Consider the following 17684-nt stretch of genomic DNA (forward strand, 5'->3'; position numbering starts at 1 on the left):
GGTGCGTGCCGGTCCGGGAATGACGATCCGACCCGGAGGGTTGATCCCTGTATGACCCAGGACGCGACGCAGGACGCACTGCTCAAGCTGCTCTCCGAGTACAAGGGCGGGGTGCTCGCCACCCTCAAGAGGGACGGCCGCCCCCAGCTGTCGAACGTGGTCCATGCCTACAGTCCCGATGAGGACGTCATCCGGGTGTCCCTCACGGACGACCGGGCCAAGACGCGGAACCTGCGCCGGGATCCGCGGGCCTCGTACCACGTGACCAGCGACGACCGCTGGGCGTACACGGTCGCCGAGGGCACCGCCGAGCTGACGCCCGTGGCCGCGGACCCGCACGACGAGACCGTCGAGGAGCTCGTCCGGCTCTACCGGGATCTGATGGGCGAGCACCCCGACTGGGACGACTACCGGGCCGCCATGGTCCGCGACCGGCGGCTCGTGCTGCGGCTGCACGTGGAGCGCGCGTACGGCGCCCCGCGCGCACGCTGACGCCGGCCGCCGTCCGGGACCCGCGCAGGCAGGCCTCCCCGGGCCGTTCGTGTGAAGAGGGCCGGCGGGAGCTCCGCGCATCCCGGCCGCCCCTGAATCCGGCCGGGGTGCGCGGAGCGGCTGCGTGCGGCCCGCGCCGTCGCGTCGCGCGTTGTTCCGGCCGGTGTTCCGCCGTGTCGTGCGCTCGGCCCCGGCCCGATGTTCTTGCCGTCCGACGTCGGCTGTCAACCGTATCCCGGCGTGACGTTCACCGGGGAACGCCCAAGTCCCCGGTGTCGAGGGGCTGTCGGGGTCCTGGACGGCAAGCGGAGGATCATGCCGCGTCACGGCCTGCCGCCGCGTCGTCGTCCACCGCGGCTACAGTGCGCGGAACGCTCCGGGTGGGCCTCTCCGGGAGGCACACGGCGCGTGGCCCGGGGGTGCTGTCGTGGCCTACGCGGCAGGTCACCGCCCCTCCACGCCTTACCCGGCGGATATTACCGACGAGTTGACATTGAAACACCAAAGACCACCGCTATCATCACACCACCTGCGGAACACCTCCTGCGGAGCTACCGTCGGCCGACAACAGTGGCCGTCGTGCAACCGAAGCAGCGCATCCATGAACGACGACAGGGGCAGAGGACTCTCCCATCCGGAGTCCTCGGTTCGTCCGACACGGTGGTGACGGCGGTCGAGCGGTCCTTTCTCCACGAAGGTCTCCCCACCGACTTCTGAGAGAGTCCGCATGGCGAGAGACCGCTTCACCCCCGATTTCGACCCCGACGGCGGGGACGCACTCCTCAGCACCGCACGCCAGGACATCGCCGTCGGCCGCTGGCAGAGCCTGCGCGACCTGCTGAGGGTCACCGGCCCCGCGTGGCCCGTGCGCGGCCACCGGATGCGGCTGCTGGCGACCGCCTGCGTGGACAACTCCTCGGTCGAGTCCTGGCTGGCCGCCGAACCCCGCGGCGGCGACGCCCTGGTGCTGCGGGCCGCGACCGAGGTCGCCAGGGCCTTCCACCTGGCCGGCGCGGCGGGCGGGGGTGCCCCGGTCGAACGGCGTCGCGTCGACCAGGCCGTGATGGCCTGCCTCCAGGGCGCCGAGGCCTACCCGGACGACCCCACACCCTGGATCTGTCTCATCTCCGTGGCCCGGCTCTATCCCGCCGGGGTGCGCCGTCAGGAACTCGGGCGCTGGTGGGACGAGTTGCACGCCCGCGATCCGTACAGCGTGGAGGGGCACCTCCAGGTGCTGCACTACTACTCGGCGCGCTGGCACGGGTCGCACGACCTCATGTACGACTTCGCGCGGGACGCGGCGGCCGTCGCCCCGCCGGGCTCCGCGCTGCCGGTCCTGCTGCAGGTCGCGCGGGTGGAGGAGTACCGCGCCGTCCTGGAGGAGGCGAACGGCCGGCGGGACACGCCCGCCGGGTTCGACCGGCACTGGAACCACGACGAAGCCGTCAGCGACGTACGGCGCAGCTGGCAGCGCTGGCTCACCGCCCGCTCCGAGGGGCCGCCCGCACCCGAGGAGGTGCGGCACTTCAACTACCTCGCGCACGCCGCCTGTTACGCCGGACTCACGGACCTGGCCGGTCCGATCTTCCGGATGGTCGGGCCGCGCGCCAGCCGCTCTCCGTGGTCCTGCACCGGCGATCCGGAGAAGGAGTTCGTGAAGTGGCGCAAGCGGTCGTCACGCGGCGCCTGAGCCACTTCACGCGCCCCTGAGGCGTGTCGTCCGGATCGTGCGGCGGGACGCGGAGCGCGCCGGCGCCACCTGACCCGAACGACCGGCCCCGGCCCACAGCGGGCGACGCGGCCGGGGGCCGGCGCGGAACTACAGGTCGAACTCGTGCGGCGGCAGGTCGAGCGCGAAGCACGCCTCCCGCACCACGGCCTGCTCGGTCTTGTCGAAGTCGCCGTCGGCGCCGCCGATCACGATGCCGATCTGGATGACGGCCCGTGCCTCGGCGGGCTTCTTCTTGGCCTTGGCGATCTCCTGGAGGACGCTGACCTTGCCGAAGGCGAAGTCGGCGGTCAGCTTGTTCAGGTTGTCGTCGAAGCGACGGCGCAGGTCGTCGGCGTCGAAGTTCTGCAACACCTCGTTCGTGGCGATGAGCTGGGCGACGCGCTGCCGCTCGGACGGATCGACCGACCCGTCCGCCGCGGCGACGAGCGCGCACATCGCCATGCTCGCGTCGCGGAAGGCACCGCTCTTGAGATCGTTCTTCTTCGCCACGAGCTGGGTCTGCATCGTCGACGCGGACTCCTTGATGCGGTCCCACAGGGCCATGAGAACTCCATACGTTGGGAGAGGTCCGGTCCGCCCGCGGGCGGACCGGAAACCTCCTCGGTTTCTACAGCATCGTAGAAACTAGCGGACCGGCGTGGAAGTTCCGGTGGCGTTCCACTCGGCGATCACCGGATGCCCGTGTTCGGTGGACAGCCGGCTGACGGTTCCCGTCGAGAGCTGGAACAGCCGTCCGGCGTCCGCCGGGAGCCCCAGCCGACGGGCCGTCAGCACCCGCAGGAAGTGCGCGTGGGCCACCAGGACCACGTCGCCGGGGTGGTCGCGCAGGGCCGCGTCCACGCGGGACAGGACCCGGTCCGCGCGTTCCCCCACCTCCTGCGGCGACTCGCCGGGGTGGCCGTCGGGGCCGGGCGGCACCCCGTCCTCCCACAGGACCCAGTCGGGCCGGGTGCGGTGGATCGCACGCGTGGTGATCCCCTCGTAGCTCCCGTAGTCCCACTCGTGCAGATCGGGGTCGGTCACCGGTCCGGTCAGGCCCGCGAGTTCCGCGGTCCGTACCGCCCGGTCGAGGGGGCTGGTGAGCACCTGCGCGAAGGACTGCCCGGCGAAGAACGGCGCGAGGGACTTGGCCTGTTCCTCGCCGTGCTGGGTGAGCGGCAGATCGGTCCAGCTGGTGTGCCGGCCCGTCAGGGTCCACTCGGTCTCGCCGTGGCGGACCAGTATGAGGTCGCCCATGGCCCGGCCTATTCCGCGGACTCGACGGCGTGGCCGCCGAACTGGTTGCGCAGTGCCGCGATCATCTTCATCTGCGGTGAGTCGTCCTGGCGTGAGGCGAAGCGGGCGAACAGTGACGCGGTGATCGCGGGCAGCGGTACCGCGTTGTCGATGGCCGCCTCGACGGTCCAGCGGCCCTCGCCGGAGTCGTCGGCGTAGCCGCGCAGCTTGTCGAGGTGTTCGTCGTCGTCCAGGGCGTTGACGGCGAGGTCGAGCAGCCAGGAACGGATGACCGTGCCTTCCTGCCAGGAGCGGAAGACCTCGCGTACGTCGGTGACGGAGTGGACCTTCTCCAGGAGTTCCCAGCCCTCGGCGTAGGCCTGCATCATGGCGTACTCGATGCCGTTGTGGACCATCTTGGAGAAGTGGCCGGCGCCGACCTTGCCGGCGTGGACGAAGCCGGAGTCGCCCTCGGGCTTGAGCGCGTCGAAGACGGGCTGGACCTTGGCGACGTTCTCGGCGTCGCCGCCGACCATCAGCGCGTAGCCGTTCTGCAGGCCCCAGACGCCGCCGGAGACGCCGGCGTCGACGAAGCCGATGCCCTTGGCGGCCAGTTCCTCGGCGTGCTTCTCGTCGTCCGTCCAGCGGGAGTTGCCGCCGTCGACGACGGTGTCGCCGGGCTCCAGCAGGTCGCCGAGCTGGTCGACGGTGGACTGGGTCGCGGCGCCGGCCGGCACCATCACCCACACCACGCGCGGGGCTTCGAGCGCGCCCACGAGTTCTTCGAGGCTGTGGACGTCGGCGAGTTCCGGGTTGCGGTCGTAGCCGATGACGGTGTGTCCTGCGCGGCGGATCCGCTCGCGCATGTTCCCGCCCATCTTGCCGAGGCCGATGAGCCCCAGTTGCATCGCGGTCATGTCGTTCACTTCTTCCGGAGAGAGCGGTACGCGGCCACGAGGGCGGCGGTGGAGGGGTCGAGGCCGGGTACGTCGGTGGCGTCGGTGAGGGCGGGTTCGATGCGTTTGGCGAGGACCTTGCCGAGTTCGACGCCCCATTGGTCGAAGGAGTCGATGTTCCAGACGGCGCCCTGGACGAAGACCTTGTGTTCGTAGAGGGCGATGAGCTGGCCCAGGACGGAGGGGGTCAGTTCGCGGGCGAGGATGGTGGTGGTGGGGTGGTTGCCCTGGAACGTCTTGTGGGCGACCAGGTCCTCGGGCACGCCCTCGGCGCGGACCTCGTCGGGTGTCTTGCCGAACGCCAGCGCCTGGGTCTGGGCGAAGAAGTTCGCCATCAGCAGGTCGTGCTGGGCGGCCAGGCCCGTCTCCAGTTCAGCGACGGGGTTGGCGAAGCCGATGAAGTCGGCCGGGATCAGCTTGGTGCCCTGGTGGATGAGCTGGTAGTAGGCGTGCTGTCCGTTGGTGCCGGGGGTGCCCCACACCACCGGTCCGGTCTGCCAGTCCACCGGCTCGCCCTGCCGGTCGACGGACTTGCCGTTGGACTCCATGTCGAGCTGCTGGAGGTAGGCGGTGAAGCGGCTGAGGTAGTGCGAGTAGGGCAGCACGGCGTGGGACTGCGCGTCGTGGAAGTTGCCGTACCAGATGCCCAGCAGGCCCAGCAGCAACGGTGCGTTGGACTCGGGGGGCGCGGTGCGGAAGTGCTCGTCGACGAGGTGGAAACCCGCCAGCATCTCCCGGAACCGGTCCGGGCCGATCGCGATCATCAGCGACAGGCCGATCGCCGAGTCGTAGGAGTAGCGTCCGCCGACCCAGTCCCAGAACTCGAACATGTTGTCCGTGTCGATACCGAAGTCGGCGACCTTCCCGGCGTTGGTCGACAGTGCCACGAAATGCCGGGCCACCGCCTCCGGACCGGCTTTCAGCCCGGACAGCAGCCAGGACCGCGCCGAGGTCGCGTTGGTGATCGTCTCGATCGTGGTGAACGTCTTCGACGCGATGATGAACAGTGTCTCGGCCGGGTCGAGGTCACGGACGGCCTCGTGGAGGTCGGCGCCGTCCACGTTCGACACGAACCGCACCGTCAGACCGCGGTCGGTGAAGGAACGCAGCGCGTCATGGGCCATCGCGGGGCCGAGGTCGGAGCCACCGATCCCGATGTTCACGACGTTCTTGATCCGCCTGCCGGTATGACCGGTCCACTCACCCGAACGCACCCGCTCGGCGAAACCCGCCATCCGGTCGAGGACCGCGTGCACCGCCGGCACGACGTTCTCCCCGTCCACCTCGACCACCGCGTCCCGCGGCGCACGCAACGCCGTGTGCAGAACCGCACGCCCCTCGGTCACATTGATCTTCTCACCACGGAACATCGCGTCCCGCAGCCCGAACACATCCGTCGCCACGGCGAGTTCCTGGAGCAGGGCGAGGGTCTCGTCGGTGATCAGGTGCTTGGAGTAGTCGATCCGAAGATCGCCGACCTGGACGACGTAGCGCTCGGCGCGCGCGGGGTCGGTGGCGAACAGGTCACGCAGTCGCGTGTGGAGCATGCCGTCCGCGCGGTGGTCCTCCAGGGCCACCCACTCAGGACGCCGCGTGAGCTTGGGGGTGTCAGGCATGACGGGAGGTCTCCTTGGTGCCCTCGCCCCGCAGGGCGATGGCGTACATCTCGTCCGCGTCGAGGCGGCGCAGTTCCTCGGCGATGAGTTCGGAAGTGCTGCGCACCTTCAGGGCGAGGGTGCGCGGGGGCTGTCCGGGCAGGGTCAGCGTGGCCAGCGGGCCCTCGGGGCGGTCGATGACGATCTCGCCGGCCGCCGTGCCGAGCCGTACGGCGGTGACCACCGGACCGCCGGTGACGACCCGCTCGACCGGGACGTCGAGCCGGGCGCCCAGCCAGCGGGCGAGCAGCTCGGCGCTCGGGTTGTCGGCCTCGCTCTCGACGGCGGCCGAGGTCACCTTCGTCCGGGCCTGGTCGAGGGCGGCGGCCAGCATCGAACGCCACGGGGTCAGCCGCGTCCAGGCCAGGTCGGTGTCGCCCGGCGCGTAGGAGGAGACCCGGGCGTCCAGGGCCGCGAGCGGGGCCTCGACGGCGTACATGTCGGTGATGCGGCGCTGGGCGAGGGCGCCCAGCGGGTCCTTGGCGGGCACGCTGGGCGCGTTCACCGGCCACCAGACGACGACGGGCGCGTCGGGCAGCAGCAGCGGCAGCACCACGGAGTCGGCGTGGTCGGACACCTCGCCGTAGGTCCGCAGTACGACCGTCTCACCCGTGCCGGCGTCGGCGCCCACCCGGATCTCGGCGTCGAGGTGCGAGTTGGTGCGGTCGCGCGGGGTGCGGGCGTGCCGCTTGATGACGACCAGGGTGCGCGAGGGGTGTTCGCGCGAGGCCTCCTCGGCGGCCTTGATCGAGTCGTAGGCGTTCTCCTCGTCCGTGACGATGACCATCGTCAGGACCATGCCCACGGCGGGGGTGCCGATGGCCCGGCGCCCCCGCACGAGCGCCTTGTTGATCTTGCTTGCCGTGGTGTCGGTCAGGTCGATCTTCATGGCCTGCGCCAGCTCCGTCCGTCTCGTGCGAGCATCTCGTCGGCTTCCTTCGGACCCCAGCTGCCCGAGGGGTACTGCGCGGGCTTGCCGTGCGTCTCCCAGTGCTCCTCGATGGGGTCGAGGATCTTCCAGGACTCTTCCACCTCCTGGTGACGGGGGAAGAGATTGGCGTCGCCGAGCAGGACATCCAGGATCAGCCGTTCGTACGCCTCCGGGCTGGACTCGGTGAACGACTCGCCGTAGGCGAAGTCCATCGAGACGTCCCGGATCTCCATGGAGGTACCCGGCACCTTCGAACCGAAGCGGACCGTCATGCCCTCGTCGGGCTGGACGCGGATGACGATCGCGTTCTGGCCCAGCTCCTCGGTGGCCGTCGAGTCGAAGGGGGAGTGGGGCGCGCGCTGGAAGACCACCGCGATCTCGGTCACCCGCCGGCCCAGACGCTTACCGGTCCTCAGGTAGAACGGGACACCCGCCCAACGGCGGTTGTCGATCTCCACCTTGACGGCCGCGTAGGTGTCGGTCGTCGACCCCGGGTCGATGCCGTCCTCCTGCAGATAGCCGCGTACCCGCTCGCCGCCCTGCCAGGCCGCCGCGTACTGCCCGCGCACGGTGTGCTCGCCCAGGTTCTCCGGGAGCCTGACCGACTTGAGGACCTTCAGCTTCTCCGTCAGCAGCGACTCGACGTCGAAGGCGAGGGGCTCCTCCATCGCGGTCAGCGCCATCAGCTGGAGCAGATGGTTCTGGATGACGTCACGGGCCGAGCCGATGCCGTCGTAGTAGCCCGCCCGGCCGCCGATACCGATGTCCTCGGCCATGGTGATCTGTACGTGGTCGACGTACGACCGGTTCCAGATCGGCTCGTACATCTGATTGGCGAAGCGGAGCGCCAGAATGTTCTGGACGGTCTCCTTACCGAGGTAGTGGTCGATGCGGAACACCTGCTCCGGGTCGAACACCTCGTGCACGATCGCGTTCAGCTCCCGCGCGCTGGCCAGGTCGTGCCCGAACGGCTTTTCGATGATCGCGCGTCGCCAGGAACCCTCCGGCGCGTCCGCCAGCCCGTGCTTCTTCAGCTGCTGGACGACCTTGGGGAAGAACTTCGGCGGGACCGAGAGATAGAAGGCGTAGTTGCCGCTCGTGCCCCGGGAGGCGTCCAGCTCCTGCACGGCCTCGCGCAGCTGCTTGAACGCGCTGTCGTCGTCGAAGTCGCCCGGGATGAACCGCATGCCCTCGGCGAGCTGCTGCCAGACCTCCTCACGGAACTCCGTCCGCGCGTGCTCACGCACCGAGTCGTGCACCACCTGGGCGAAGTCCTGGTCCTCCCACTCGCGCCGGGCGAACCCGAGGAGCGAGAAACCCGGCGGCAGCAGACCCCGGTTGGCGAGGTCGTACACGGCCGGCATCAGCTTCTTGCGGGAGAGGTCACCGGTGACACCGAAGATGACGAGACCGGAGGGGCCCGCGATACGCGGCAGACGGCGGTCGCGCGGGTCGCGCAGCGGGTTGTCCCAGTCCGGGTCGGCCTCCGAGGAGGCACTCGGCGCGGCGGACGCGGGCTTCACAGCGCGCGGTTCCACGGCCTGGTCACCGGATCCCTCCGGCGTGGCGGCCGCATCCTGCGGGTCACCGTCGGGAAGCGCTTCACTGTTGGTCATTCCCCCTCGACTCCCTTGCCGCTCAGCGAGACCTTCACCGCGTCGAGCAGATCGCCCCACGCGGCCTCGAACTTGGCGACGCCCTCGTCCTCCAGCTGCTTGACGACCTCGTCGTAGGAGATCCCGAGCCGCTCGACGGCCGCGAGGTCGGCGCGCGCCTGGGCGTAGCCACCGCTCACCGCGTCGCCGTGGATGTCACCGTGGTCGGCGGTGGCGTCGAGCGTCGCCTCCGGCATGGTGTTGACCGTGCCCGGCGCGACCAGCTCGTCGACGTACAGCGTGTCCTTGTACGCCGGGTCCTTGACGCCGGTCGAGGCCCACAGGGGGCGCTGCTTGTTGGCGCCCGCCGTGGCCAGGGCGGTCCAGCGGGACGCGCCGAAGACGTCCTCGTAGGCCTCGTACGCGAGACGCGCGTTGGCCAGCGCCGCCCTGCCCTTGAGGGCCAGCGCCTCGTCCGTGCCGACCTTCGCCAGCCGCTTGTCGATCTCGCTGTCGACACGGGAGACGAAGAAGGAGGCGACGGAGTGGACGGTGGCGAGGTCGACGCCGGAGGCCTGGGCCTTCTCCAGCCCGGCCAGGTAGGCGTCCATGACCTGGCGGTAGCGCTCCAGCGAGAAGATCAGCGTGACGTTGACGCTGATACCGAGGCCGACGACCTCGGTGATCGCCGGGAGACCCGCCTCGGTCGCCGGGATCTTGATCATCACGTTCGGGCGGTCCACCAGCCAGGCCAGCTGCTTGGCCTCGGCGACGGTCGCGGCGGTGTGGTGGGCCAGGCGCGGGTCGACCTCGATCGAGACCCGGCCGTCCCGGCCGCCGGTCGCGTCGTAGACCGGGCGCAGGATGTCGGCGGCGGCGCGGACGTCCGCCGTGGTCATCATCCGGACGGCCTCGTCGACCGTCACACCGCGCACGGCGAGCTCGGCCAGCTGCTCCTCGTAGCCCTCGCCCGAGCCGATGGCGGCCTGGAAGATGGAGGGGTTGGTGGTGACGCCCACCACGTGCTTGGTCGCGACGAGTTCGGCGAGATTGCCGGACGCGATGCGCTTGCGGGAGAGGTCGTCCAGCCAGATGGAGACGCCTTCGTCGGAGAGGCGCTTCAGGTTTACCGCGGTCGCGGCTGCTTCGGTCACAGTGATCATCTTCCTTGGTGCGATCGGATCAACCGCGGGCGGCGGCGAGGGATTCCCGCGCGGCGGCGGCGATGTTCTCGGCGGTGAAGCCGAACTCGGCGAACAGGGTCTTGGCGTCGGCGGAGGCACCGAAGTGCTCCAGCGAGACAATGCGTCCGTGGTCACCGACGTAGCGGTACCAGGTCAGGCCGATGCCCGCCTCGACCGCCACGCGGGCCTTCACGGACGGCGGAAGCACGCTCTGCCGGTACTCGGCCGACTGCTCCTCGAACCACTCGACGGACGGCATCGACACGACCCGGGTGCCGACCCCCTCGGCCTCCAGCAGCTCGCGCGCCTCCACCGCGAGGTGCACCTCGGAACCGGTGGCGACGAGAACCACGTCCGGCGTGCCGGCGGACGCCTCACGCAGCACGTAACCGCCCTTCGCGGCCTCGGCGTTGACCTCGTAGGTGGGCACGCCCTGACGGGTGAGCGCCAGACCGTGCGGGGCCGGGTTCGTGGCGTGCCGGCGGAGGATCTCGGCCCAGGCGACCGTCGTCTCGTTGGCGTCGGCCGGGCGCACGATGTTCAGACCCGGGATCGCGCGCAGCGAGGCGAGGTGCTCGACCGGCTGGTGGGTGGGGCCGTCCTCGCCGAGCCCGATCGAGTCATGGGTCCATACGTAGGTGACGGGCAGCTGCATCAGCGCGGACAGCCGGACGGCGTTGCGCATGTAGTCGGAGAAGACCAGGAAGGTGCCGCCGTAGATGCGGGTGTTGCCGTGCAGCGCGATGCCGTTCATCTCCGCGGCCATCGAGTGCTCACGGATACCGAAGTGGACGGTACGGCCGTACGGGTCGGCCTCCGGCAGCGGATTGCCCACCGGCAGGAAGGAGGAGGTCTTGTCGATGGTGGTGTTGTTCGAGCCCGCCAGGTCGGCCGAGCCGCCCCACAGCTCGGGGAGCACACCACCGAGCGCCTGCAGGACCTTGCCGGACGCGGCACGGGTCGCGACGGAGGTACCGGGCTCGAACACCGGCAGCGCGGCCTCCCAGCCCTCGGGCAGCTGGCCGGCGACCACGCGGTCGAAGAGCTTCGCGCGCTCGGGCTGCGCGGTGCGCCACTCCGCGATCCGCTTGTCCCAGACGGCGTGCGCCTCGGCACCCCGGTCGAGGGCGGCCCGCGCGTGCGCCAGTACGTCGGCGTCGACCTGGAAGGACCGCTCGGGGTCGAAGCCCAGCATCCGCTTGGTGGCGGCGATCTCGTCGGCGCCGAGCGCGGAGCCGTGGGAGGCCTCGGTGTTCCGCGCGTTCGGGGCCGGCCACGCGATGATCGTGCGCATCGCGATGATCGAGGGACGCCCGGTCTCGGCCCGTGCCGTCCGCAGCGCCGTGTGGAGCGCGTGGACGTCGATGTCGCCGTCCGCGGTGGGCTCGATCCGCTGCACGTGCCAGCCGTACGCCTCGTAGCGGCCCAGGACGTCCTCGGAGAAGGCCGTCGCGGTGTCGCCCTCGATGGAGATGTGGTTGTCGTCGTAGAGGAAGACGAGGTTGCCGAGCTTCTGGTGGCCCGCGAGCGAGGAGGCCTCGGCGGAGATGCCCTCCTCCAGGTCGCCGTCCGAGACGATCGCCCAGATGGTGTGGTCGAAGGGGGACTCGCCCTGAGGGGTCTCGGGGTCGAACAGACCGCGCTCGTAGCGGGCGGCCATCGCCATGCCCACGGCGTTGGCGACACCCTGGCCGAGCGGACCGGTTGTCGTCTCGACGCCCGCGGTGTGCCCGTACTCCGGGTGGCCCGGCGTCTTCGAGCCGTGGGTCCTGAACGCCTTGAGGTCGTCCAGTTCCAGTTCGTAACCGGAGAGGAAGAGCTGGGTGTAAAGGGTCAGCGAGGTGTGGCCCGGGGAGAGGACGAAGCGGTCGCGGCCGGTCCACTCAGGGTCGGCGGGGTCGTGCCTCATCACCTTCTGAAAGATCGTGTACGCGGCCGGGGCCAGGCTCATCGCGGTGCCGGGGTGGCCGTTGCCGACCTGCTGCACGGCGTCCGCCGCCAGGAGACGAGCGGTGTCGACGGCACGCCGGTCGAGTTCGTTCCACTCGAGACCGCCGGGGGAACGGTCCGGTGTCTGGGTGCTCTGCTGCGCGCTCATCTTCAAGAAGTCCTCGTGGGAAGCGTCTTAACTGCTCGGACGCGTTCAAACTTAAAAGTCTGACTTTTGCCGGGAAAGGTGCCCCTGTGTCAGCCTTCGGTGAAAGTGGGACACGCAGTGCCGCACCGAGACGACGCGAGAAGGACATGGCAGACAGAACCACCCAAGGCGGTGCCGGGGGCGAGGAGGCCCAGGACGGGATCAGGACCTTCCCCTTCCCCACCGACCTGAGCCTCTCCGGCGTCGGCATGCAGATCGGCGCGATGGGGACGGGCCACACCTGGCACGTGGACGCGCCCCTGGAGCGCGTGCACCGCATCGACTTCCACGTCGTGATGCTGTTCCACGAGGGCCCGGTCCGGCACATGATCGACTTCGCCGAGTACGAGGTCGCCGCGGGCGACATCCTGTGGATCCGCCCCGGCCAGGTGCACCGCTTCTCCCGCACCGACCGCTACCGCGGCACCGTCCTGACCATGCAGCCCGGCTTCCTGCCGAGGGCGACCGTCGAGGCGACCGGCCTCTACCGCTACGACCTGCCCCCCATGCTGCGTCCCGACCCCGAGCGGCTCGCCGCCCTGGAACACGCGCTGGCCCAGCTGGAGCGCGAGTACGTCGACACGACCACGCTGCCGCTCAGCCTGCACACCGCGGTGCTGCGGCACTCCCTCACCGCGTTCCTGCTCCGCCTCTCCCACCTCGCGGCCAGCTCCGCAGAGGCCGACCGCGAACGCACCGACACCACCTTCACCCGCTTCCGGGACGCGGTCGAGAAGGGCTTCGCCACCAACCACAGCGTCAGCGCGTACGCCGACGCCCTCGGCTACTCCCGCCGCACCCTGGTGCGCGCGGTGCGCGCCGCCACCGGGCAGACCCCGAAGGGCTTCATCGACAAGCGGGTGATCCTGGAGGCCAAGCGTCTGCTGGCGCACACCGGGATGCCCATCGGCCGCATCGGCGTCGCCGTGGGCTTCCCGGACTCCGCGAACTTCTCGAAGTTCTTCCACCAGCACACGGGGACGACCCCGGTGGTGTTCCGGGCGGAGCTGAGCTGAGCCGACCGAGGGGGCGGGCCGTGCGGCCCGCCTCCTCGGCGTCAGTTCACCGTACGCGGCTGGCCCGCGCCGTCAGTGGCCGAAGTCGAACCAGTTGACGTTCACGAAGTCGGCGGGCTGGCCGCTGGTGAAGGTCAGGTAGACGTCGTGGGTGCCGGTGACGCCGGTGATGTTGGCCGGGACCGTCCGCCAGCTCTGCCAGCCACCGGTGCCGCCCACCGCGAAGCTTCCGACGGGCGTGCTCGTACGGCTGTCGAGGCGCACCTCGACCAGGCCGCTGACGCCGCCCGCCGCACCGCTCGCGACCCGGGCGTAGAACTGCCTGGCCGCCGAGGAGCCGAAGTTGACACCCTTGTAGAGCGCCCAGTCACCGTTCGCCACCGAGCCGATGTCCTGGCCGCCGCCGGTGTCCGTGGTGGCCTCGGCGATGGTGCCGGACTGGCTGTCGTACGACTCGGCCTGGATGGCGCTGTAGGCGTCGCGGTTGCCGGTCGGGGGCGGCGTGGTACCGCTCCCACCGGCCTGCAGCACCTGGACGTAGTCCACCACCAGCGGGTGACCCGGCACCGTGCCGCCGTCGGGACCGCCGCCGAACGCGCCCGGGAAGCCGCCGCCCATCGCCACGTTCAGGATGACGAAGTAGCCGTGGTTGGTGGCGTTCGCCCAGGTCGCCGCGTCCACCTGGTTCGCCTTCACGGTGTGGAAGTTGACACCGTCGAGGTAGAAGCGGATCTCCTCGGGGCTCGTCGACCTGTCCCACTCCATCGCGTACGTGTGGAAGCCGGCCTGGCAGGTGGTGCCCGCGCAGGGGGTGTTGCCGCCGATGCCGCTCGTCTCGTTGCACGGGCCGCCCGGATTGGTGCCGCAGTGCATCGTGGCCCACTCGGTGTTGAGGCCCTGGACGTTCTCCATGATGTCCAGCTCGCCGACGCTCGGCCAGTTCTGGTAGTTGCCGCGATAGGGCGCGCCCAGCGCCCAGAAGGCGGGCCAGTAACCCTTGGCGGCGGCGCCGGTCACGTTCGGCATCTGGAGCCGCGACTCGACGCGCAGTTTGCCGCCGGCCGGCGGCTGGAAGTCGGTGCGGGTGGTCTCGATGCGGCCCGAGGTCCAGTTGCCCGCGGCGTCGCGGCGCGGGGTGATCAGCAGGTTGCCGTTGCCGTCCAGGGCGACGTTGTTGGTGCTGGAGGTCATCGTCTCGACCTCGCCGGTGCCCCAGTTGGCGGCGCCGCCGGGATAGCTGGTCCCGGTGTCGTACTGCCAGTTGGAGGTGTTGACGCCGGTTCCGGCCGCTCCGTTGAAGTCGTCGACGAAGACCTGGGACCAGCCGGAGGGGGGAGTGGGCGCGGACGCGTTCGCGGGGAGGGTGGCGGCCGCGGCGGCGGCCGCCACCAGGCTCAGGGTGCCGAGGACGGCCACCAGGCTGCGCCGCAGGGGGCCGCGTCTTACGAGGGTGCCGGAGGGTTCACGCATGGGTGCCTCTCAGGTACGGGGTGGGGGTGCGCGGGTGCTGCCGACGCACTCTGAGAGCGCTCTCAGAGTGCGTCGGCCAATGTGCTCCCCGCCACTCGCACCGTCAAGAGGTAAAACCGAGAAACTCCTTGTGCCACAAGGGAGTTCACGCCATGAAGGGGGGATTACGGGACATCATTCAAAGGGAGCTCCCCGCCTTCGGGTCCGACCGGGACGGTTTCCGGCCGTCGAGGTCGTCGAGGCCGTTGGACGGATCGACGGTCCGTTCGCCCGGGTTGGTCACGGCCACCACGTCGCCGAGCCCGACGGCCGAGGACTCCATCCATCCTGGTCCCTCCGGCGAGCGCCCCCGCGTCGCGGCCGCGTACGGCGGAGTCCTCACGGGTGCGGGGGGATCCGGCGCCCGCCCCCCTCGAGTCCGGGCTCGGGGCAGGCCCGTACGGCCGTCCTACGAGCCCGGCTCGGCCCGCGTCGGCACGGCCGCCCTCGTCCCCGTGCGGGCCGGCGGCTCCGGCCGGGGCTGCCATCCCAGTGCCCGCGAGATCCCGCGCGCCGCCAGCCGGACCGCCGGGACCAGTGCCGGTACCTGTCGGTCGTGCCAGGGCACCACGACCGACACCGCCGCGACCACCGCCCCGCCCGTCCGGCGCACCGGAGCGGCGACGGACACGGCGTCGTCGGTGACCTGACGGCTGCTCACCGCCACGCCGGTACGGCGCACCTCGGCGAGCTCACGGCGCAACCGTGCCCCGTCGGTGATCGTGTGCGAGGTGAACGCGGTCAACGGCCCGCGGCAGTAGGCCTCCTGGAACCCCGGATCGCCGTGGGCGAGCAGCGCGAGGCCGACGCCCGTCGCGTGCAGCGGCCAGCGGGCGCCGACCTGGATGCGGACGCCCACCGCGGAGCGTCCGGAGAGCCACTCGATGTACACGACCTCAGGGCCGTCGCGGACCGCCATCTGCACGTTCTCGTGCGTGGCCTCGTACAGGTCCTCCAGGTACGGCAGCGCGGCCTGCCGCAGCGCGAGGCCGCGGGGAGCCAGCGCCGCGGTCTCCCACAGGCGCAGCCCCACGTGGTAGGCGCCGTCCTCGTCCCGTTCCAGCGCGCCCCACGCACTGAGCGCGCCCACCAGCCGGTGCGCGGTGGTGAGGGTGAGCCCGGCCCGCCGGCTGATGTCCGTGAGGCACAGCGCCGGGTGCTCGTGGTCGAAGGCGGCGAGCACGGCGAGCAGCCGTTCGGGCGCCGAGAGCGGGCTCGTGCGCCCGGTCCGGGTTCCGCGAACCGTCGCCGGGGAGCGAGCGGGGTGGTCCGCTCGGCCTGGACCGGCGGGCGGGAGCGGATCGCCGGTCACACGGGGACCCGCATCCTCGATGGCACGCTGCGGCCTGTGATGGCGGGCTCCCTGGGCCGGGCCCCGGGCGGGGGCGGATCGTCCGTACTCCGCACAGCATGCCGCGCGGGCGGGTCGGCAACAATGACGGGCGCACGTATTGGTTGCCCCCGTCCGCGCCTGCCCACCCCCGGCGGCTCACCCCCGCCGCCCCCACTGGTCGTCGCCCACCATGAGCGTGGCCACGGAACTCCTGGGGCCTGTCGTCCGGATCACGTGGCGGACGCGGGGCCTCAGCGGCCGCCCACCACATCGACGAAGACGGGGTTCGTGTAGAACCAGGTGTCGACCCAGGGGTCACCGTCGCCGGGCACGTGCGGTACCGGGCCGTGCGGGTCGACCGAGGCGCCGAGGTAGCCCGCGCCGTGGCGGTTGCCGTCGCTGCCGCGCAGCCGGACGTAGCAGGACTCGTCACCGGCGACCAGCGGAACCCGCAGGGTGTAGGTCCCCTTACGGCCGTCCACGTCCAGCGTCCGTACCACTCTGGTGTCCGGCGCCCGCCAGTCGTCGCGGTCGGCCGCCGGGCCGCGCACCGCGCCGCGGATGACGTCGACGTGGGCCAACTTCGGCAGGATGTCGTGAGGGTTGGGGCGCGAGGCGGTGGTCACGGTGACCGTCAGGGTGAGCTTCTCGCCCGCGTGGGCGCGCAGCCGGCCGCCCGTCGTCACGCCGTGTCCGTGATCGCGGTCCCGCTTCAGCCGGACGTCGAGGCCGTCCAGCAGATGGCCGTGGTCGAGCCAGACCCGGCCCGCGCGCAGTCCGGCCATCACGGCGCGGTGGTCGTAGCGGGTCACGCCCACGTGGGTGCGGCTGAACTGGCCGGGCCAGAAGTCGCCGCCCGGCTGCGGGGTATCGGTGTCGACGGGGTCCGGGAGGCGTCCGGTGTTGTCGAAGTTCCGTCCGGGTGCCCAGTCGCCGTTCTTCCAGGTGTCGAAGACGACGCGGTGCACGTCGGAGTTGGTGGTGATCGTGAAGAGCCTGCCCTCGGCGAGCATCGCGTCCCACATGCCGCCCACGGTCGCGGTCATCCAGTCGAAACCGCCGTACAGGACGTAGGCGTCCTCGGCGTAGCCCGGCCAGGAGCTCCCGGACGGCTTGTTGGTGTACTCGCCGCGCTGCTGCCCCGAGCCGACCCAGCCCGGGATGCCGCCGCCCTGGGCGCCCGGCGCGCCCTCCATGCCGATCATGACCTCGGGTGCCGCGTCCCGCCAGCCGCGCATCTCGTGCGGGGAGTCGATGCCCAGGCGCAGCGGGTGGTTGGCCAGGACGAGTACGTCGTCGACGTATCCGGTGCGGCGCTGCTCGGCGAGCCACCGGATGGCCTCGACCGCGTGTGCCTCGTTGCGCGCCGTGTCCGGATGGGAGGCGGCGCCTTCGGTGTAGCCCAGCAGCTTGCCGTCGTAGGCGAGTTCGAAGCGGGTGAGCAGGTCCGTCTCGTGCGGCCCCGGCGCCGCGAAGACGGTGGCGTGCTCGGCGGCCGGGATGTACCACTCCAGGCCCTGGAAGATCAGCTGGCGCGGGTTGTCGGCGCGCGCCCGGAGGATCTCCTGGTGCTGCGACTGCGCGCCGAAGGCGGCGTGGCCGAAGTTGGAGTGCTCGTTGAAGACCATCCAGTCCAGGCCGTACCGGGCGCCCGCCCGGGCGAGCTGGGAGAACGTGTACTTCGCGTCGTGGCTGTACACGGAGTGGACGTGGTGGTCGCCGACGAGGTAGGCGAGGCGCGGGTCGTCGCCGCCGAGCCCACGGCCCCGGGCGACGGCCGGGGCGGCCAGCGGTCCCGCCGCCAAGGCGGCCCCGAACAGGCCTGCCCGTCTCAGGAGTTGGCGTCTGGAGACACCCTGCGGGTCGAGGCGGGCGGGGGAGACGGACGGGTCGGCCCAGGCGGGCAGGCGCTGTTCGGTCATGGTCGGG

At 71.0% G+C, this 17684-nt stretch carries 15 protein-coding genes; 3 read left to right on the forward strand and 12 right to left on the reverse strand.

Going from position 1 to position 17684, the window contains the following annotated elements:
* Window positions 1–51 precede the first annotated feature (51 nt).
* Window positions 52–492: a PPOX class F420-dependent oxidoreductase gene (locus HEP85_RS32440; protein WP_168531044.1), complete on the forward strand. Its 441-nt coding sequence runs from the start codon at window positions 52–54 to the stop codon at window positions 490–492.
* Window positions 493–1219: 727 nt separating this feature from the next.
* Window positions 1220–2182 carry a hypothetical protein gene (locus tag HEP85_RS32445; RefSeq protein ID WP_168531045.1) on the forward strand — a complete coding sequence of 321 codons (963 nt, stop codon included), beginning with the start codon at window positions 1220–1222 and terminating at the stop codon, window positions 2180–2182.
* A gap of 129 nt (window positions 2183–2311) precedes the next feature.
* Here the strand turns inward: HEP85_RS32445 and HEP85_RS32450 are convergent, their stop codons facing one another.
* From HEP85_RS32450 to tkt, 8 genes are all read right to left on the reverse strand, one after another.
* Window positions 2312–2767 carry a tellurite resistance TerB family protein gene (locus tag HEP85_RS32450; RefSeq protein ID WP_168531046.1) on the reverse strand — a complete coding sequence of 152 codons (456 nt, stop codon included), beginning with the start codon at window positions 2765–2767 and terminating at the stop codon, window positions 2312–2314.
* An 81-nt stretch (window positions 2768–2848) separates the two neighbouring features.
* Window positions 2849–3460: a histidine phosphatase family protein gene (locus tag HEP85_RS32455; protein WP_168531047.1), complete on the reverse strand. Its 612-nt coding sequence runs from the start codon at window positions 3458–3460 to the stop codon at window positions 2849–2851.
* Between the two features lie 8 nt (window positions 3461–3468).
* Window positions 3469–4347 carry a phosphogluconate dehydrogenase (NAD(+)-dependent, decarboxylating) gene (gene gnd, locus HEP85_RS32460; protein WP_329295165.1) on the reverse strand — a complete coding sequence of 293 codons (879 nt, stop codon included), beginning with the start codon at window positions 4345–4347 and terminating at the stop codon, window positions 3469–3471.
* Between the two features lie 14 nt (window positions 4348–4361).
* Window positions 4362–6011 (reverse strand): glucose-6-phosphate isomerase, encoded by a 1650-nt coding sequence (pgi, locus tag HEP85_RS32465; RefSeq protein ID WP_168531048.1) that lies wholly within the window; start codon window positions 6009–6011, stop codon window positions 4362–4364.
* Complete coding sequence (opcA, locus tag HEP85_RS32470; RefSeq protein ID WP_168531049.1) at window positions 6004–6939, reverse strand: glucose-6-phosphate dehydrogenase assembly protein OpcA; 936 nt, start codon at window positions 6937–6939, stop codon at window positions 6004–6006. The genes pgi and opcA overlap by 8 nt, the downstream gene beginning before the upstream one ends.
* Window positions 6936–8597, reverse strand: a complete 1662-nt coding sequence (gene zwf, locus HEP85_RS32475; RefSeq protein WP_168531050.1) for a glucose-6-phosphate dehydrogenase — start codon at window positions 8595–8597, stop codon at window positions 6936–6938. Before zwf ends, opcA begins: the two co-directional genes overlap by 4 nt.
* Window positions 8594–9739: a transaldolase gene (gene tal / locus HEP85_RS32480; protein ID WP_168531051.1), complete on the reverse strand. Its 1146-nt coding sequence runs from the start codon at window positions 9737–9739 to the stop codon at window positions 8594–8596. The genes zwf and tal overlap by 4 nt, the downstream gene beginning before the upstream one ends.
* 19 nt (window positions 9740–9758) lie before the next feature.
* The gene (gene tkt, locus HEP85_RS32485; protein ID WP_168531052.1) at window positions 9759–11858 is read right to left on the reverse strand and encodes a transketolase; all 2100 of its coding nucleotides are present in this window, start codon (window positions 11856–11858) and stop codon (window positions 9759–9761) included.
* A gap of 146 nt (window positions 11859–12004) precedes the next feature.
* Between tkt and HEP85_RS32490 the strand changes: the two genes are divergently transcribed.
* Window positions 12005–12913 (forward strand): AraC family transcriptional regulator, encoded by a 909-nt coding sequence (locus HEP85_RS32490; protein ID WP_168531053.1) that lies wholly within the window; start codon window positions 12005–12007, stop codon window positions 12911–12913.
* A gap of 72 nt (window positions 12914–12985) precedes the next feature.
* Here HEP85_RS32490 and HEP85_RS32495 read toward each other — a convergent pair whose 3' ends face one another.
* From HEP85_RS32495 to HEP85_RS32510, 4 genes are all read right to left on the reverse strand, one after another.
* A complete protein-coding gene (locus HEP85_RS32495; RefSeq protein WP_356014898.1) occupies window positions 12986–14383 on the reverse strand; it encodes a glycoside hydrolase family 16 protein in 1398 nt (465 codons plus the stop codon).
* A 178-nt stretch (window positions 14384–14561) separates the two neighbouring features.
* A complete protein-coding gene (locus tag HEP85_RS32500; RefSeq protein WP_356014900.1) occupies window positions 14562–14705 on the reverse strand; it encodes a hypothetical protein in 144 nt (47 codons plus the stop codon).
* A gap of 126 nt (window positions 14706–14831) precedes the next feature.
* Window positions 14832–15614: an IclR family transcriptional regulator gene (locus HEP85_RS32505; RefSeq protein ID WP_329295167.1), complete on the reverse strand. Its 783-nt coding sequence runs from the start codon at window positions 15612–15614 to the stop codon at window positions 14832–14834.
* 392 nt (window positions 15615–16006) lie between these two features.
* The gene (locus tag HEP85_RS32510; RefSeq protein ID WP_168531055.1) at window positions 16007–17677 is read right to left on the reverse strand and encodes a PHP domain-containing protein; all 1671 of its coding nucleotides are present in this window, start codon (window positions 17675–17677) and stop codon (window positions 16007–16009) included.
* Between the last annotated feature and the right edge of the window lie 7 nt (window positions 17678–17684).

It is taken from the genome of Streptomyces sp. RPA4-2, assembly GCF_012273515.2.
In the GTDB taxonomy this organism is placed as follows: domain Bacteria; phylum Actinomycetota; class Actinomycetes; order Streptomycetales; family Streptomycetaceae; genus Streptomyces; species Streptomyces kaempferi.

Coding starts and splice junctions, on each gene's coding strand:
- HEP85_RS32440 (WP_168531044.1), top strand. CDS start 52: ATGACCCAGGACGCGACGCAGGACGCACTGCTCAAGCTGCTCTCCGAG.
- HEP85_RS32445 (WP_168531045.1), top strand. CDS start 1,220: ATGGCGAGAGACCGCTTCACCCCCGATTTCGACCCCGACGGCGGGGAC.
- HEP85_RS32450 (WP_168531046.1), bottom strand. CDS start 2,767: ATGGCCCTGTGGGACCGCATCAAGGAGTCCGCGTCGACGATGCAGACC.
- HEP85_RS32455 (WP_168531047.1), bottom strand. CDS start 3,460: ATGGGCGACCTCATACTGGTCCGCCACGGCGAGACCGAGTGGACCCTG.
- gnd (WP_329295165.1), bottom strand. CDS start 4,347: ATGCAACTGGGGCTCATCGGCCTCGGCAAGATGGGCGGGAACATGCGC.
- pgi (WP_168531048.1), bottom strand. CDS start 6,011: ATGCCTGACACCCCCAAGCTCACGCGGCGTCCTGAGTGGGTGGCCCTG.
- opcA (WP_168531049.1), bottom strand. CDS start 6,939: ATGAAGATCGACCTGACCGACACCACGGCAAGCAAGATCAACAAGGCG.
- zwf (WP_168531050.1), bottom strand. CDS start 8,597: ATGACCAACAGTGAAGCGCTTCCCGACGGTGACCCGCAGGATGCGGCC.
- tal (WP_168531051.1), bottom strand. CDS start 9,739: ATGATCACTGTGACCGAAGCAGCCGCGACCGCGGTAAACCTGAAGCGC.
- tkt (WP_168531052.1), bottom strand. CDS start 11,858: ATGAGCGCGCAGCAGAGCACCCAGACACCGGACCGTTCCCCCGGCGGT.
- HEP85_RS32490 (WP_168531053.1), top strand. CDS start 12,005: ATGGCAGACAGAACCACCCAAGGCGGTGCCGGGGGCGAGGAGGCCCAG.
- HEP85_RS32495 (WP_356014898.1), bottom strand. CDS start 14,383: ATGCGTGAACCCTCCGGCACCCTCGTAAGACGCGGCCCCCTGCGGCGC.
- HEP85_RS32500 (WP_356014900.1), bottom strand. CDS start 14,705: ATGGAGTCCTCGGCCGTCGGGCTCGGCGACGTGGTGGCCGTGACCAAC.
- HEP85_RS32510 (WP_168531055.1), bottom strand. CDS start 17,677: ATGACCGAACAGCGCCTGCCCGCCTGGGCCGACCCGTCCGTCTCCCCC.